The sequence below is a fragment of the Exilispira thermophila genome (assembly GCF_055389015.1).
Genome location: NZ_AP042476.1, coordinates 769,470 through 786,875, shown reverse-complemented (window position 1 = coordinate 786,875; position 17,406 = coordinate 769,470). Strand labels below are relative to the sequence as shown.

Annotated in this window: 15 protein-coding genes; 5 read left to right on the top strand and 10 right to left on the bottom strand. The window is 20.8% G+C overall.

Translation table 11 applies throughout. The features are described from left to right. Nucleotides 1-105: 105 nt before the first annotated feature. From ACZ5EC_RS03365 to ACZ5EC_RS03355, 3 genes are all read left to right on the top strand, one after another. Nucleotides 106-2,514 (top strand): DUF2344 domain-containing protein, encoded by a 2,409-nt coding sequence (locus ACZ5EC_RS03365; protein WP_464303555.1) that lies wholly within the window; start codon nt 106-108, stop codon nt 2,512-2,514. Then, complete coding sequence (locus ACZ5EC_RS03360; RefSeq protein ID WP_464303554.1) at nt 2,504-3,628, top strand: TrmH family RNA methyltransferase; 1,125 nt, start codon at nt 2,504-2,506, stop codon at nt 3,626-3,628. The genes ACZ5EC_RS03365 and ACZ5EC_RS03360 overlap by 11 nt, the downstream gene beginning before the upstream one ends. A 170-nt stretch (nt 3,629-3,798) precedes the next feature. Further along, nucleotides 3,799-4,398 (top strand): hypothetical protein, encoded by a 600-nt coding sequence (locus ACZ5EC_RS03355; RefSeq protein WP_464303553.1) that lies wholly within the window; start codon nt 3,799-3,801, stop codon nt 4,396-4,398. Here the strand turns inward: ACZ5EC_RS03355 and ACZ5EC_RS03350 are convergent. The 10 genes from ACZ5EC_RS03350 to ACZ5EC_RS03305 all read right to left on the bottom strand — a co-directional run bounded on the left by ACZ5EC_RS03350 (nt 4,395) and on the right by ACZ5EC_RS03305 (nt 14,993). Then, a complete protein-coding gene (locus tag ACZ5EC_RS03350; protein WP_464303552.1) occupies nt 4,395-5,081 on the bottom strand; it encodes a response regulator transcription factor in 687 nt (228 codons plus the stop codon). The genes ACZ5EC_RS03355 and ACZ5EC_RS03350 overlap by 4 nt on opposite strands. Before the next feature lie 15 nt (nt 5,082-5,096). Next, nucleotides 5,097-7,028 carry a sensor histidine kinase gene (locus ACZ5EC_RS03345; RefSeq protein ID WP_464303551.1) on the bottom strand — a complete coding sequence of 644 codons (1,932 nt, stop codon included), beginning with the start codon at nt 7,026-7,028 and terminating at the stop codon, nt 5,097-5,099. Further along, the gene (locus tag ACZ5EC_RS03340) at nt 7,018-7,737 is read right to left on the bottom strand and encodes a hypothetical protein (protein WP_464303550.1); all 720 of its coding nucleotides are present in this window, start codon (nt 7,735-7,737) and stop codon (nt 7,018-7,020) included. Before ACZ5EC_RS03340 ends, ACZ5EC_RS03345 begins: the two co-directional genes overlap by 11 nt. Beyond that, the gene (locus ACZ5EC_RS03335) at nt 7,710-9,356 is read right to left on the bottom strand and encodes a hypothetical protein (RefSeq protein WP_464303549.1); all 1,647 of its coding nucleotides are present in this window, start codon (nt 9,354-9,356) and stop codon (nt 7,710-7,712) included. The genes ACZ5EC_RS03340 and ACZ5EC_RS03335 overlap by 28 nt, the downstream gene beginning before the upstream one ends. Continuing rightward, nucleotides 9,334-9,918 carry a tetratricopeptide repeat protein gene (locus tag ACZ5EC_RS03330; RefSeq protein WP_464303548.1) on the bottom strand — a complete coding sequence of 195 codons (585 nt, stop codon included), beginning with the start codon at nt 9,916-9,918 and terminating at the stop codon, nt 9,334-9,336. The genes ACZ5EC_RS03335 and ACZ5EC_RS03330 overlap by 23 nt, the downstream gene beginning before the upstream one ends. 25 nt (nt 9,919-9,943) lie before the next feature. Further along, nucleotides 9,944-10,822 (bottom strand): vWA domain-containing protein, encoded by an 879-nt coding sequence (locus ACZ5EC_RS03325; RefSeq protein ID WP_464303547.1) that lies wholly within the window; start codon nt 10,820-10,822, stop codon nt 9,944-9,946. Nucleotides 10,823-11,286: 464 nt separating this feature from the next. Continuing rightward, nucleotides 11,287-12,276: a VWA domain-containing protein gene (locus tag ACZ5EC_RS03320; protein ID WP_464303546.1), complete on the bottom strand. Its 990-nt coding sequence runs from the start codon at nt 12,274-12,276 to the stop codon at nt 11,287-11,289. Continuing rightward, entirely contained in the window at nt 12,273-13,109 is an 837-nt protein-coding gene (locus ACZ5EC_RS03315; RefSeq protein WP_464303545.1) for a hypothetical protein, read from the bottom strand. Before ACZ5EC_RS03315 ends, ACZ5EC_RS03320 begins: the two co-directional genes overlap by 4 nt. A gap of 44 nt (nt 13,110-13,153) precedes the next feature. After that, the gene (locus tag ACZ5EC_RS03310) at nt 13,154-14,005 is read right to left on the bottom strand and encodes a DUF58 domain-containing protein (RefSeq protein ID WP_464303544.1); all 852 of its coding nucleotides are present in this window, start codon (nt 14,003-14,005) and stop codon (nt 13,154-13,156) included. A gap of 19 nt (nt 14,006-14,024) precedes the next feature. Next, the gene (locus ACZ5EC_RS03305; RefSeq protein ID WP_464303543.1) at nt 14,025-14,993 is read right to left on the bottom strand and encodes an AAA family ATPase; all 969 of its coding nucleotides are present in this window, start codon (nt 14,991-14,993) and stop codon (nt 14,025-14,027) included. 562 nt (nt 14,994-15,555) lie between these two features. On the opposite strand from ACZ5EC_RS03305, the gene ACZ5EC_RS03300 reads away from it, so the two are divergent. Next, nucleotides 15,556-15,741, top strand: coding sequence for a ferredoxin (locus ACZ5EC_RS03300; RefSeq protein ID WP_464303542.1), 186 nt, complete (start codon nt 15,556-15,558; stop codon nt 15,739-15,741). Between the two features lie 303 nt (nt 15,742-16,044). Next, nucleotides 16,045-17,388 (top strand): PhoH family protein, encoded by a 1,344-nt coding sequence (locus ACZ5EC_RS03295; protein WP_464303541.1) that lies wholly within the window; start codon nt 16,045-16,047, stop codon nt 17,386-17,388. Nucleotides 17,389-17,406 lie beyond the last annotated feature (18 nt).

Below are 17,406 nucleotides of genomic sequence, written 5' to 3'. Positions count from 1 at the left end.
TAAAGGGATTATAAAATCTATAATATTAATTATTTAAAAATAATTGATTAGCTTAATAAAAATTATCATTATAATATTTATATTATAGAATAAGGAAAAATTTTAATGCATAAAATTTATAAAAATAATTACAATATCAAATATGAACTTTTACACAATGTATTTAAACCAGCAAGATATATTGGTACTGAAATAAATTCAATACATAAATCTTTTAATAAAGTTAATTATAGAATTGGACTTGTTTATCCTGATCTATATGAAATTGGAATGAGCAATTTATCAATAAAAATTTTATACTATTTAATAAATGATTTAAATGATGTACAAGCAGAAAGAATCTTTTTACCCGATGATGATTTAATTGAAATATTAAAAGAAAAAAAAATAAATCTTTTCTCACTTGAATCATGGACCCCTATAAATGAATTTAATATTATAGGTTTTTCTATTCATTCAGAATTAACCTATACCAATATATTGCATATCCTGGATTTAGGAAATATTCCGGTATTATCAAAAAATAGAACAGAAAAAGATCCAATTATCATAGCCGGTGGTTCAAATATATTAAATCCTTTACCAATTTCCCCCTTTTTTGATCTTATTTTTATAGGAGAAGCTGAAGAAAAAATTATTGAAATTATTAATATTGATAAAAAATTAATTGAAAAAAACATTCCCAGAGAAAAAAGACTGGAAAAATTATCTGGAATTGAAGGGATCTGGTATCCAAAAAAAGGAAAATATAGAGTTAAAAAAGCTGTTGTTTCTGATCTTGATAAAACATTTTATCATAAAAAAGATATGATCCCATTTGTAAAAACTATTCAAGATAGACCAGTTATTGAAATTGCAAGAGGGTGTAATAATGGTTGTAGATTTTGTCAGGCTGGATTTTATTATAGACCTTATAGAGAAAGATCTTTAAAAACAATTATAAAAATTATGCATAATCTTTTACAAAATACAGGTTATGATGAAATAAATTTTACTTCACTATCGGTTGCTGATTATTCACAAATTAAATTGTTAATTGATACTTTATCCGAATATTTATCAAAAAAACATATATCTATTTCCTTACCTTCATTAAGAGTTTATTCATTTAATATAGATTATTTAAAAAAACTATCTTATGTCAGGAAACCAAGTTTAACTTTTGCAATTGAAGCTGGAGATCAGGAATTAAGAAATAAAATCAACAAATATTTTGATGAACCTAAATTTTACAATATTCTTGAAGAATTGGTAAAACAGGGATGGAGACATGTAAAATTTTATTTTATTATAGGATTTCCAGATGTAAAAGATGAAGAAAACAGAATTATAGATTTTCTTAAAACAGTTATAAACAACTTTCCCCAATTAAGTTACAATGTATCAATAGCATTATTAATTCCCAAATCATTTACTGTTTTTGAAAATTCTCCCCAATTACCAGGAAATGTTTATCTTGAAAGGATTAGGAAAATAAAATCATCTTTTAGAAGAAATAAGATTAACATTAAATATGTTGAACCAATTCAAGCTAATTTTGAATATTTTTTCTCAATTAACGATGAAAACTCTTCAAAATTTTTACTTGATGCATTTAAACATGGAATAAAGAGAGAAGGGTGGCATGAACATTTTAACAATAATTTCTGGGAAAATATTTTAGATAATAAAGATAATTATAAAAAACCTGATCTTACATTTATAGATGCAGGCTACACAAATGATTTTTTTGATAAAGAAATGGAAAAATATAAAAAAGGGGAATTAACTCAAAATTGTGTTTCTGGAAATTGTTATTTTTGTGGAATTTGTAATAAAAAAATTAAAAATATTATTTATTCTAATGAAACTTATGAAGAAATCCAAAAACTTTTAAATTCTTTGAAAGATAATAGAGTTGGCATTCAATACCTTATTAAAAATAAATATACAAAAGATAATATTAACAATCACAATAATGGTTATATAGTTTACTTTAATAAATTTTCATTAATGCAATTTGTAGGACACATAGATTTTTACAATTTTGTTATGAAATTTTTTAAAATAATTGGTTTTGATTTTATTTATTCAGAAGGGTATAATCCTTCTCCAAAATTTTCTTTTTATTCTCCAAATTCAATTTTTGTTGAAACTTTTAACGATATTTTCTATTTTGAAACTAATGATGAAATCATAGATTTTAAAAACCTTATTTTGCTTATAAACAAAATAGCACCATTTGGTTTTAGTGTTAATAAATTTGAAAAATGCAATAATTTTAAAAAATTTAAAAAAGATACTAATTTTGAAGTTATATATAAAATTAAAACAGTTGAAAATAAAGATAAATTTACAAAAGATATTGAAAATCTAATTATATCAAAAATTAATCCTGATAGTCTTATTGATTTTTCTAATTTTCAAAATAGGTTAATAATAAAATCAAAATTAAAGGATAATTTTAAAAATTTTTTAAAAGTTATCCCATTCAAAGTAAATACTAAAAGGTATATTAAAAAAAATGGCAATTGATGAATTTAAAAAACTCTCTGTTAAAAAGAAAATTGAAAAAACTATATTTATTATCCAGAAAATCCAATTTATTATAAAAAAAATTTATAAAGATATTATTTTAATAAACAATAATTTAAATTATAGTTTAACTAATAGCCAGAATAATAAAAAAAACAATAGCAAAAATATTAATCAAATTAATAATAGATATCACATAATAAATAATAATATTTTAAATCTGGAAAATGAATTTATTAAATTAACTAATTATGTTAATTTTATTAATTTAAATCATCCTAAATTTAAAGATTCAGTAGATTATTTTTTAAAAACAAAAACCTTTAAAACTTTTGAAAAATTAATTAATAGTAATATAAATAATTCAAAAATTGAATCATCAAATAAAGTTGTAAATCTTAACATAAATAATAAAGTATTGTTAAAACAGGAGTTTTTAAATAAAATTGTAAATCAAAAAGATCTATATATCGAGCAATTCCAAAAATTTATTTATAAATTAAAAGATATTGCAAATATTGAAAATTTTAAAAATGATTTTGATAGGATAAATAAAAATTTATTTAACAAGGTTGAATTATTAAATTCTTCTACCATAAATAAAGTTAAAGAAAATTATACTTTTGAAGTTTTATGTGCAGATATTCGTTCTCCATTTAATATTGGAAGCATAATTAGAAGTGCTGAATCTTTTGGTTTTAATAAAATCTGGTTATATGGTATTTCTTCTAATGTAAGTTTTAAAAAAGTTTTTAAAACTTCAAAATTAGCCGAAAATTTTATAGAGATAAAAAGTATAACATATAAAGAGTTTTTAAAATTAAAAGAAGAAAAATATTGGGATTGCATTGTAGGATTGGAAACTTTTGAAAATTCTATTTCCATTAATAATATTAAAATAAATTATTTTAAGAATAAAAATTTAATTATAGTTGGAAATGAAGAATTTGGAATATCAGATGACTTAATTTCTCTTATTGATATTTTTATTAATATTCCAATGGTAGGTAATAAAAATTCTATAAATGTTGCAAATGCGTTTTCAGTTATTGCTTATAAATTGTTAGAGTTAAAATTAAATAATTCAGAAATGCAAAAATATAAAAATAGATAATAAATAAAAAGCTACTATCAAATAAACAAGATAATTAAATTGTATTATTTATTATATTTTGTTTTATTTATAGTTATAATTTATTATACATTGTGATTTTGATTGATTGATGACAATTACATGTTAAATTAAATAATAATAAAATTAATAATTTAAATTGAATAAAATTTATGTATAAAAAAAGTTTAAAAAAATATTTTCTACTTATTTTAATTATATTTTTCTTTTCAATTAATATATTTTCACAACAAACAAACAACAATAACTCAAACAATAATAACAATAATAATAAAACTGAAACTACAAAAGATTTTATACCAAGAGAATATAAAGATTTTAAATTAGGAATGGATATTAACTCTTTTAAAGAGACAATTTCAAATTCTAATTATTTATATTATGAAGGGGAAATTCCATTAACTTTAGGAGAGCAGGATAAAAATATCTTTAAAGCTTCAGCAAAACCCTATATTTTAAAAATATTGTTTTATTTTTATAAAGAAAAACTTTCAATGTTTACTTTTTACTATAATCCCAAAAAAATATCTGTTTATGAAAAATTAAAAAATTTATCTTCAAAATATGGTGAACCACAAAAAATAGATAATTTTAGATTTTTCTGGGAAGATTCAAAAACATTAATGATATTACAAAAAGATAATATTTTAAAAGTTATAGATAAAGCATTTATTTTAACATTACAGCAAGAAAATAAAAAAATTGAAGAAATAGAAAATATATCAAAAGAACAAATTTTTGATAATTTTTAAATTTCAAATTTATAACCAATTCTAAATACTGTTTTTATGTATTTAGGATTAGCAGGATCATCTTCAATAATTTTTCTTAATGAAACAATATGAGTATCTATGTTTCTTGGAGATATTGCACCTTCAGCTTTCCAGATAGATTCTATTATCTCTTCCCTTGTAACTGGTCTATTTTTATTTAAAATTAAATATTTTAAAATTTCAAATTCATAATATGAAACATCTAATTTTTTATTACCTTTATATAAAATCCCTTTTTCAAAATCAGCAGTAAAATCTGCAAATTTAAATTCTTTCATCGATTCTGTAGTTTTGTCAATTCTTCTTAAAACAGCTTTAATTCTTGATAATAATTCTCTAATTTGAAATGGTTTAGTAATATAGTCATCAGCACCTAAATCAAGTCCTTTTATTTTATCAATCTCTTCAGATTTTGCAGATACAATTATAATAGGTGTAATTCTATCATTTTTTCTAAAAGTTTTCAAAAAATCAAAACCATGCATTTTCGGTAGCATTAAATCCAGAATAATAAGGTCTGGTTTTTCTCTTATTGCTATATCCAGGCCTTCTTCACCATTTTCAGATTCCAGAATAGAAAATCCTTCATATTCAAGATTATCTTTTAATAATTCTCGAATATTAGCTTCATCTTCAATTATTAATATCTTTTTCTTTTTCATGTTACCTCCATGATACTAAATATTTATTGGTAAATTAATAGTTATTTGAGTTCCTTTTCCTTTTTTTGAATCAATTGTTATTTTACCACCATGTGATTCAACAATGTTTTTAATTAAAGTTAACCCCAGACCTGTACCAGGTATCGCTTGAGTTTCATTACCTCTAAAAAATTTTTCAAATACAAATTTTAATTCTTCAGAGCTCATACCAAAACCATTATCTTTAAAAACCATGCTGAGTTTATTTTTACTTTTTTCCAGGCTAATAGAAATAATTTTCTCATCACCAGAATATTTATAAGAGTTATCTAAAATATTATATATAACTTGTTTAAAAGCTCCTTTATCAATATTAATAATTATATCATTTTCAGAAAAATCAAGAACAAAATTAACATTTTTTTTCGTTATTTTAAAAAATTCCACAACTTCCATTATTAATTCATTAATATTTACAGGTTGAAAATTATAAACAATTTTCTTTTTTTCATTTCTAGAAAATGTTAGAAGATTATTTATTAAATATAATAACCTTTCCGTTTCACCAAATATCTTATTTAAATATGATATTTTTTTCTCTTCAGGAACATTATCATAATTTCTGAGCAAAGTCTCAATTACAAGTTGAATTGTTGTTATTGGCGTTTTTAATTCATGTGATACAATTGAAATAAAATCAGATTTTAATTGATTTAATTGAAACTCTTTAATTAAAACATATGTTAGAATTATTATTGTTGTTAAAATTATTAAAACAACAAGAATAAATCCAGAGGTCCAATAAATGTATTGAGATTTAGCTATATATTCAACAAGCTTCGTATTTTCAATAAAAAATTCTAGATATAGTTTTGATCCATAAGAAAAAGGCAATTGAAGTTTATTAAAAAGTGAATAATTTGCTTTATTTTCAAGAACATCTAAATTATTCACGCCCAAATTAAAATAATAATAAGAATTTTTATCTTCATTTAATCTATTAATAATTTTAAATAAATCTATTGAATATATTAAATAGAAATTGGTAGAATAAAATTCAATTTTTTTTTCAAAAAGGAAATTTTTTTTATCAAGCCAATCAATAAATATCATATTAGAAGTTTTATAATCAACATAACTTAATAGTTTTGAGGGAAAATCTTTTGATGCTAAAAATCTTTTTTCTTTATAAAAATAGAGATTAATATAAAAATTGATGCTGGTAGAAAATTGGTAATCTGGAAAATAAAGATACTTAACAGTTAATAATTGTAAAGCAATCATTTTTTTAACAGAAGGTGAAAGTTCTAAATTAAACAACCACTCTAAAAGATGCAAAAAATCATGTGAAATAACTTTTTTATTATAAATATAAAATATTGCTTCTTTAGTATAATATTTAGCTGTCTCTAACTTGCCACTAGAATAGTAATCCATTATTAGCAAAAGATATGATTTTAGAGTAATAAAAGGATACTTATCTTTGTTATTCAAAAGTAATAAAAGATAAGAAATTGAAAGATCAAATTTTCCATTTTCAAATGCTTTTAGTGCAAATTCATAGATATCATATTCTTTCATATTTTTTTCTATATTAATATCATCTCTACTCATAAATTGAAACTGTTTTAAATCTGGTAAAATGATCAAGTAATTTACAAATGGATAATTTTTTAAATGTGAAGATAAATTTTCATAAATTAGAATATTAAAAAAATTTTTTGGAATACTTTTTTCAAAAGTGTTTAATTTTTTTACCATTTCAGAATAATTTGTATTTAAAATATTTTGGTAGTCTTCAACTAACTTGTTCTCAATAAAATCTCTTTGTTTATTAAAAATAACAACAAACTCATAAGTAATAAATGCTAATGAAAATATAGAAAAAACAAGAAGAACAATTAAAAATTTCTTTTCTTTGAATAAATATTTTACAATTTCTTTTAAACTCTTATTTTCACTTATCATAAAAAACTTTTTTAATATCCTTTTTTAAAATCCAACCTTCCATTCCATTTGTGAGAATAACATAATTAAATTTTCTTCCAACAAGTTTTATTTTCAAAGGAATAGCTGATTTAACATTTGTTAATGTAGGGGAATTTAGTGTTGGATATTTATAAATATAAGTTTGATTTATAGTAAAAGCTGATTTGTCTAAATAAGGATAAATAAAATTAATTCCTAATAGAAAAAAAATTAAAATTGAAATCATTATAAAAAATTTTGCTGATTTTTTCTTTTTTAATATAACTAAGACAAATATTATAATATTTAATCCAAAAAGTAATAAAATATAAACAAAAGGGGAAAAATTAACAAAAAATGGAAAATATACAATATCATCATAATAAATTGGTTCTAATTGTTTAATATAGTCTAAAATTAGTTTGTTTTTTTTGTTAAAATAGAGTCCCTTTCTAAGATAAACTAAACTTGTACCTTTTTCCCCTATTTGAATATAGTTATAAGCTAATAAAAGATATATCTGATAATTTTTATAACCTTTTTTTTCCAGAGTAGATAATATCTTAATGTTTTCTTTATAATATTTTGAATTTGCAACATTTGTAAGTTGTTCAATATCCGTTTGAAAATTATCAGCATATAGATAAATTGAGAAAATCAATAAACAGAAGAAATAAATTATTAATTTTTTATAATTCTTTTTGACCATCTTTTAAACTTTTTCAATATTTTATAATTAATACTATTTTTTTCTCTATTAAATATAGCATTTAAATTGCCTTTAACTTTTTTAAGAAATTCTATTTCTTTAGGTTTATATATCTTTTTTAATTTAGTAAAAAATTCATCATCAGTAACACCACTAAAACTAATATTATACTCTCTTTCCAGCTTATCTATAAAAATCAGCCATAAACCATAATAAGATCTAAAATATATTTTTTTTCGTGATTTTATTTTTGATTTAATAATAAGCGAGTTGAAAAGAAAATAAAGAGGAATTAAAATTAATGGAATAAAACTTAAAATAAATAACTCTAAAATTAAATAATTAAATTTATAAATTTTAATATTTTTTACAATTGAAATAGGATTGAAGTTAAAATTTGTTTCCTTTTTTTCTATTTTTTTTTCAACCCTTTTTTTTATATAAACTTGTTCTTCTGGAATAAAAACTTTTTCAAATTTATTTGTTTGTGTATTAAAGTAATAAAATTCAATTGCAGGCAATAATATTTTGCCACTGTATTTTGGAATTGCAAAATAAATAAATTCTACAGAATCTTTATTTAATATACGATTTGGTCCTATAATATCGAAGTATGAATTTGAATAAAGAATATTATTCAATAGTAAATTATTTAAATTCCCTTCACCAGATATTTTGAAATTAATTTTAATAAAACCACTATTTTTATTTTCTAAAATATCATACCTATAATTGAATTTGTAATTCCCAACTAAACCGATAAAATTATCAGGTTGGATTTCAGGAAATTTTGTATATTCAAATATTACCGGGTCACTTTTTATACTAATTTCATTGAAACTTGTTTTTATTCCCTGAGTAGTTTTAATTTTTGCAATAACTTCTATTTCTGGAATTTTATAAATTCCCGGTTTATTCGTTGTAATTTTTAAATTTAAAATATTAATCTTATTATATATATGTTCTTCAATAAAAAGTTGCTCTATTTTATTATCCAAAATATTATATTTAACAAATAAAGAATCAGGAATCTTTATATTATTTATTTTGTATTCAGTTATATTGTGTATTGAATATAAATAATATTTTATAACAATTGTTTCCCCTGGATAAAATTTATCTCCAGTTTTTTCAATATTTATAAAAGAATTTAAAATTTGAGCTTTTTTTTGAATTTTATCAGATATTATTAAAGGTATACTTTTAATTATTATAGGTTCTCCATTAACTTTTAAATTTAAAGAAGGTAAATCAATTTTTCCACTTTTTAAAGCTTTTAGTTTATAAACTATTCTTAATGTATATTTTTTAGAAATTATAATTCCTGTATATATGAAAGTATTACTTTTTAAAATTTCTGGTTTATCAGTTTCAAAACTTATTTTATCAGAAGTTATTATTCTTTTAAGATCAGGAATATTATTTAAAGTTAGTTTTTCCTGAAAAGATGATAAAGTTATTATTAAATTAAATTCATCTCCTATCTGAATAAAATCAGGATTAAAATTAATATTAGTTTTGATATTAGCAGCATATATATTATTTGTAAATGGGATAAAGATAAATGAAATAAATAAAAATAATTTTAAAATAGTTTTACCAATAGTTTTTATCTTCATTTCTATTTTTCTTATTTATATAATTTTTATAATTCTGAAATCCTTTAATTTCACTTGAATTTATTATTTTTTCTATAATAAGATTTTTAATTTTCTTTTCTGCATCATTATCGTTTTTATTTGTTGAATTTAGATTGCTATTGTTCTTTATTTTAAATAAAGTTTCAATATAAATTTTGGCATTTTTATTATCAGGATCTAATTTTAAAACTTTTTTAAATATTTCTAATGCTTCTTTATTATCTTGCAATGCCATATAATATAATCCTTTATATAAAAAATAACTAATTTGCAGATCTTTATCTAATAAAGAAATTTTTAAAGAGATAATATCAATTATGTTTTTTGCATCTTTGTAATCTTTAATTAAAAGGTAGATTAATAATTTATCAATTAAGAGATCTTGTTTTTGATTTATAAAAAAGAAAAAATCTTCATTTGCTTTATTTAAATAAAATAAAGAAAGATCTAATCGATTTTTATTAAAATAATAAATTATTTTAATTCCATTTATAGTCTGAGTAATATAATTTAAAAAAATTAATGAAATAACTATTATCAAAAATAAAGCAAAAATAAGAAAATTTTTATTTTTTATTTTTTTTATCAACATAATAATAAAACTCACTTGTAATATCTATTTTAAATATTTTTGAATAATCTACAAAATAAAATAATATAAATAGATATATAATTAAAAGAAAAATATAAAATATGTTATTTGGCGTATAAATATAAAAAGTTTCTTTCTCTCTTTTAAGAATATCTTTTTTAATCTGGTCCATATATTCATTTTGTAATCCACTGATAGTATAAATATTGGTTTGAGTAATTTTTTTAAAAATTTCTATTTTATTCTTAGTTGCATAAGTTATAACATCTTTCCCTTTATTATCTTTTAAAAATCCTTTTGAAATAGGTATTTTTCCTCCTTCTTCAGTTCCTGTTACAAAAAAATACAACTTTATATTTCTTAAATCAATATTATTAATAGTTTGTTCATTTATTTGATCAAAAAATTCCATATCAGAAAAAACAAAAATGAATTTTTCCGAATCAGGTAATCGATTTAAAAGAATTACTGCTTGTTTTAAAGAATTTAATAATTTTGATGATTTGTAATTATTATCCGGGATATATAAATTTTGAATAATAAATTTTAAATAGTTAAGATCACCTGTAAAAGGAACCTGTAAAATTGGAAAAGATGAAAATAAAATTAAAGCATAATTTATGTTTTTTAAATTATCTATTAAAATTTGTGAGTAAATTTTACTAATTTCAAATCTTGATGGATTTACATCATTAGCGAGCATTGAAGTTGAATTATCTAAAAGAATAACTCCATATTTGTTTTGTACATTAACCTTACTTTTTTTATAACCAATAATTATATCTTTAAAACTTAAAAAAAATAAAATATTTATTAAAACCAGGATAATCAATCTTTTGTTAAATTTACTCATCTTTTGTTTTAAAAAAATATTTTTATTTTTAAATATTTTTTTTCTAATAATATTATGTTTGTATAATACCAAAAATATAATAAAAAAATTTAGAAGAAATAATAATATTGTTAATGTATTTTTCATTTTGATCTTTTTAATTTTTTGTTTTTATTATTAAATTAATATTTAAATTTTATCTATCTTTATATAACACTTTTTAAATTATTTATACTATCTTTTTTTAATTTATATATATAGTTAGCTTTGATTCATTTTATTATTACAAATATCTTGTTTATCCTATATTTTTTTTATTAATAAATTATTATTGGTATAATCACATTAATACTTATATTGCTATTTTATTTACTTTCATTTTATTATTTCACAAATTTTTTAATCTAATTCTTTATTTTACACTTTGTATGCAGTTTCCATTTTGTATCCATCTATTATATTATTTTCATTAATTTTTTTTTAAATTAGAACTCAATTTTTAAATTAAAAAGAAATAAAACTAAGAACAAAGAAAAAAATAAAAATGAATAGAAAAGATATGTTTTATACACATCAATATATTGTCTATAAACATTAACTCTATATGTTACAGGTTCATTTCTATTTATAACATTAAAAGATTCTTTGATATCTAACTTATCTTTAGCGTAAAAAACATTATTTACTCCAGTTATCTTTGAAATATTCTTTAGTATTTCAATATTTATAGGAAGGTCAATCTTTCTTAATTCCAGTTCACCTTTAGAATTTCTAAAAGGAAATAAAACATTTTTATTATTCCCGGGAATAATAGAGTAAATTCTTATATCATTTTCTTTTGCTTCTTTGGCTGCAGTAATGGGAGAAAAATTATCAGAACTATCTACACCATCTGATAACAGTATTATACTTTTACCTGCTCCTTGAAAATTTTTAAGTTGTGCTACTGCTGATTCAAGACCAAGCCCAACTGATGATCCATCCTCAATAATTAGAGGTTCAACTTCTTTTAATTTTTCCATTAAAAATTTATTGTCAATTGTTAAAGGAACATAGGTGAATGGATATTTAGCAAATAATACAAGTCCATATAAATCATAAGGTCTTTGTTTTATAAAATTAATTATTTCTTCTTTAGCTATGCTTAATCTGGACTTACCATCTTCTTCTATCGCTTTCATTGAACTTGAAATATCTAAACAAAATATAAATGCTCTTCCATTTTTTTGAGTTGGTATTATTGATTCTATTTTTTGAGGTCTGGCTAAGGATATTATCATAAAAGAAATAGAAAAGAATAAAAATAAATAATGTAAATTACTATAAATCATCTTAAACAAATTAATCCTTTTTTTATCCTGTATACTTAAAAATATTCCCTCATAATTACCAATTTTGATAAAATAGATATAATAAATATAAATAAGAGGGATAAAGAGCAAAAATAATAAAGGTTTTGTAAAAATTAAGTTCATTTTTTTACTTTTTCTAACTCTTTTAATTTAATAATAATATCATCTGCAATTTCATTAAATTTAGAATTATAAAAATCATAGTTTGATACTAATTCATCATTCTTAAGCTCATATTTCACTTTATCAAATAAGATTTGTGAAGTATAATCTAATTTTAAAGGATAATTTTTTAAAACTTCAGACAAATAATAGTATTTCTCTTTTAATTTAACATTATTTATCTTTTTTAAATTATTTATATATTTGATAACATCATTTAAATGTTTATTCTTATTGGATAATAAAAAAACTATTTCTTTAGAATGCTTTATTATAATTATTATTAATATTATTATAATAAATAAACCGGATAAAATAAAAATTAAATTTAAAAAAGCTACATTTCCTATTTTTAATTTATCTGGAAATTTAAAAGAGAGATTATATTTATCCATAAATGAAACTATTTTTATATTTGCATTTCCTAAATCACAAATATTAGATCCAAATAAAATTTTTATATTATTTAAATTTATGGTTCCAAGAGTAAAACATTGAATATCAATTATTGATAAATAAAATTTCTTTTTTTTTGATGTATTGTAATTTTTTATAAAAATATTTTCATCATTTGAATATATTTTTGTTGGTTGTTCTTTAGTATAAAGATACAGATGAATAACATCTCCAATAAAATAACTTTTTTCTTTAATTTTAATATCAATTATTAAATCATCTGTCTCATTACTCTTTGCAAATAAAACGAAATAATCTGAAAAAGGGAATAAACTCAAAATTATGGCAAGAAATAAAAAAAAGTAAAATTTTTTATTAAATTTTAATAAATTTTTCATATTTTATAATTTAAGTTATACTAATTTATAACTTTTTTATATATTTAATATTTATTATTCTTGTTTTTAAAATATTTTTTAATTATTGATAAATATTTTCCATTTGTAGGAATTGTTAAAAAATCAGAATTTGACTTTAGAAAGATCTTTCTTATTTCCTCTAAAAAGAAGTTTGTTTCAGGGACTTTCACTGATTTTTTTGACTCAATATTAATATAATAGCTTTTTAAATTTTGATTAGCTAATTCAAAAGGGTCATTAATAGAAAAACCAATTACATTATGTTTTGAATTTAATATTTTTAATTCTTCCTGTGCATCAAAATTTATAAAATCTGAGATGATAAAAATATTTGATTGCTTTTTCAGATATTTATATGTAAATTGAAAAGTATCTTTATAATTTGTATATTCAGCATCCATAAATTTATACCTTTTTAAATAATTAAAAATAGTGAAAAAATGTTTTTGTCCTTTATTTATAGGAAAAAATTTTAATATTCTATTTGAAAATATAATAAAAGCAAATTGATCCTGAATCTGCATAGAAGAATAAAGTAATATTAATGCTATTTCAGTCATAATTTCATATTTTGATTTTATTGTTGTGGCAAAAAAAATAGAAGGAGAATAATCAAGAAGTACAATATTAACTTTATTTCTTTCCTCATGAAAAACTTTAGTAAACAATTTGCCATATCTTGCTGTTAAAGCCCAGTTAATATTTTTATTGGAATCACCAAAATTATAATCTCGATTTTCAAGGAATTCAATACCTTCTCCTTTGAATACCGACTTAAAATTACCAATAAAGTCCTGCTTTGAAATAGTATTAAGATTTATCAATACATCTTTAAAAAGTTTTTCTCTATTAATTATATTTTGTTTTTTTTTCATAATCTTTATATATTAAATTTTATGGAACAATTCTGTTTTGCAATATTTCATCAATCACATAGTCAGTTGTAATATTGTCAGCAATAGCTTCATAACTTAATATTATTCTATGCCTTAAAACATCATTCACAACAAATTTTATATCTTCTGGTAATACATAATTTCTACCATTAATGAAAGCAGTAGCTTTTGAAGATTGATATATAAAAATAGTAGCTCTTGGTGAAGCTCCCCACTGTAAATAATTGGAAATATGAGATAAATTATAGTTATCAGGATATCTAGTTGAAAATACAATTTCTGTAATATATTTTTTTAATTTATCATCAATATATACTTCTTTTACTTTTTCTTTAAACTCATTTAATTCATCTAAGGTAAAAATTGGTTTAAGATCTAATTCATTGTAATTATCTATAATATTAAGTATTTTAAATTCTTCTTCTTCATCTGGGTATGAAATCAAAATTTTAAACATAAATCTATCCAGTTGTGCTTCTGGTAAAGGATATGTACCTTCCTGTTCAATTGGATTCTGAGTTGCTAAAACATAAAATGGTTCAGGCAATTTATAATTAACTCCACCAAGATTAACTTCATATTCAGCCATACCCTGTAATAAAGCAGATTGAACTTTAGATGGAGCTCTATTGATCTCATCAGCTAATATAATATTATTAAAAATTGGACCCATAGAAGGGTTAAAAGTCATTGTTTTTGGATTATAAATCATTGTACCTACAATATCTGAAGGAAGTAAATCTGGTGTAAATTGAATCCTTTTAAATGAACAATTTATAAGTTTAGAAAAAGCTTTTAAAATCTGAGTTTTAGCTAACCCTGGTACACCTTCAAGTAAAACATGACCATCTGCTAAAAATGCAATAAAAATCTTTTTAATTACTTCTTTCTGTCCAATAATTGCTTTACTAAGCTCGTTAAACAACATCTGAATTTTATCAATATATCTTTTATCAAAAGGTTCCATTTCAAATCCTGAAATATTTTATTTAAAATAGCATATTTATAAAAAATATAAAGATTAAAACTATTTATCTTTTGAAAATAAATATGGTTCTCTTTCATAATGTATGGGTAATTATTCTAAGCCACTTGTAATTTGTTATATTTTTAACATAACCTAATCATTATCTTTAAAACTTTATCTTTTTTTAATTATGCTTTTATTATTGTTTTCATTAATTTTTTTATTATATTATTTAAACCTTGTTACTTTATTATTAGATATTGGGTATATCTTTTTTACAAATATTTTTAAATTTTTATATTCACTTAATAAAAACATATTCAATCGGTTTAATAGTATTTTTAATTTTTTTTTAATGTATATATTTTGTTAAAAAAAACTTAAAATTTTTTTTATCCACACATTTTGAAATTGAACCATAAATATTATTTTTGTTTTTATCATAATTTTAATTTTTTAAAAAAACAAAAATTTTTATATAAAATTAAAAATTCTTAATTTTATTATGGAAAAAAAAAATAAAAGGTATAAATATTAATTAACTTAATAGTAGGAGGATGAAATGAAAGTTTGGGTAGAACAAGATCTTTGTATTGGTTGTGGTGTTTGTAATTCTATGGCTCCAGATATTTTTGAATTGAATGATGAAGGTAAAGCATATGTAGTTGATGGAGCTGATTTTTCTTCAGCTGATATCGATGAAATTATTAGTTCCTGTCCAGTTGAAGCTATTAAAAAAGAAGATTAAATTTTAGTTTTTAATTTTAAATTATAAGAGGTTGTCTCATAGATTGGGGGCAACCTCTTTTTTTTATTAATACTCATAACTTAATTTATGTTAATACTTTTATTTTATTTGAATGGACTTATTTGATTATATATTTACTTTAATTTAGTTTAGTTTATTTAAATACATTCATTTTTTTTGAAACATTTCATTTATTTATTTAATTTAGTTTACTTAATATTTTTATCGTTATTGATTTTTTTTTGATTACTTTTATTATTATTATGATGTAAAAATCAAACAATTTTATCATTAGGAGTTAATATGTCAAATACAAAAAAACAGGAAAACAAAAAACAAAAAAAAATTTTTGTATTAGATACCAATGTACTTCTCCATAACCCAAATTCAATTCATTCTTTTAGAGAAGATACAGTTGTTATTCCAATAAAAGTTTTAGAAGAGCTTGATAAATTTAAAAAGGATAGAACTGAAGTTGGTAAAAATGCAAGAGAAGCTGCAAGAATACTTGATCAATATAGAAAAAAAGGAAAATTAGATGAAGGAGTTTCAAATAAATATGGTGGAGAATTAATTGTATCTTTTAATATTACAAAACATTTTCCTGTAGTCTTAGATAAAAGAGTTCCTGATGATATTATTATTTCATGTGCTTTATATTTCAAAGATATTGAACCAGATGCTGATATATTTTTTGTTTCAAAAGATATAAATGCAAGAATTAAAGCTGATGCTTTAGGTCTAAAAGCTATTGATTATGAGAAACAAAAAACTGAATATGAAAAGATATATAAAGGTTATTCTAACATTACAGTAAATTCAAGCAAAATAGATGAACTTTACAAAAATAAAGAGATTGAAATTCAAGGGGAATATTTTCCTAACCATTGCTTTCTCTTAATTGATGAAAAAAATGAAAAACATACAGCTCTAGGGAAATATGATTTTAAAAATAAAAAGATCAAACTTATTTCAAATAAGATTAATTGCATGGGTATTTATCCATTAAATCTTGAACAGGTATTTAGTTTTAATTTATTATTAGATGAAAATATAAAATTGGTTAACTTAATTGGAATGGCAGGAACAGGTAAAACATTGATTGCTCTAGCTGCAGCTTTAAAACTTGTTCTGGAAGAACAAAAATATGAAAGACTTCTTGTTGCCAGACCTGTAATTCCTATGGGTAAAGATATAGGTTATCTTCCTGGTTCAAAGGATGAAAAACTAGCTTATTGGATGCAACCAATTTTTGATAATTTAGAATTAATTTTCTCAAAAATTGAATCTAAAGATAAGAAAAAACCAAGAGAAATGATTAAATCATTGGTTGCCCAAAACTTATTGGAAATTGAAGCATTAACCTATATAAGAGGAAGAAGTATTCCAAATCAATTTCTAATTATTGATGAAGCTCAAAATCTTACCCCTCTTGAAGTTAAAACAATAATTTCAAGAGCAGGGGAAAACACTAAAATTGTTTTAACAGGAGATCCAAACCAGATTGATAATCCATATCTGGATGAAAATTCTAATGGACTTTCTTATGTTGTAGATAGATTGAAATTTTCAGAAATTGTTGGTTCTATTCTTTTAGGAAAAAGCGAAAGATCAGCTTTAGCTGCTTTAGCTGCTGAAAAACTTTAAATAATTTATGGAGCAATG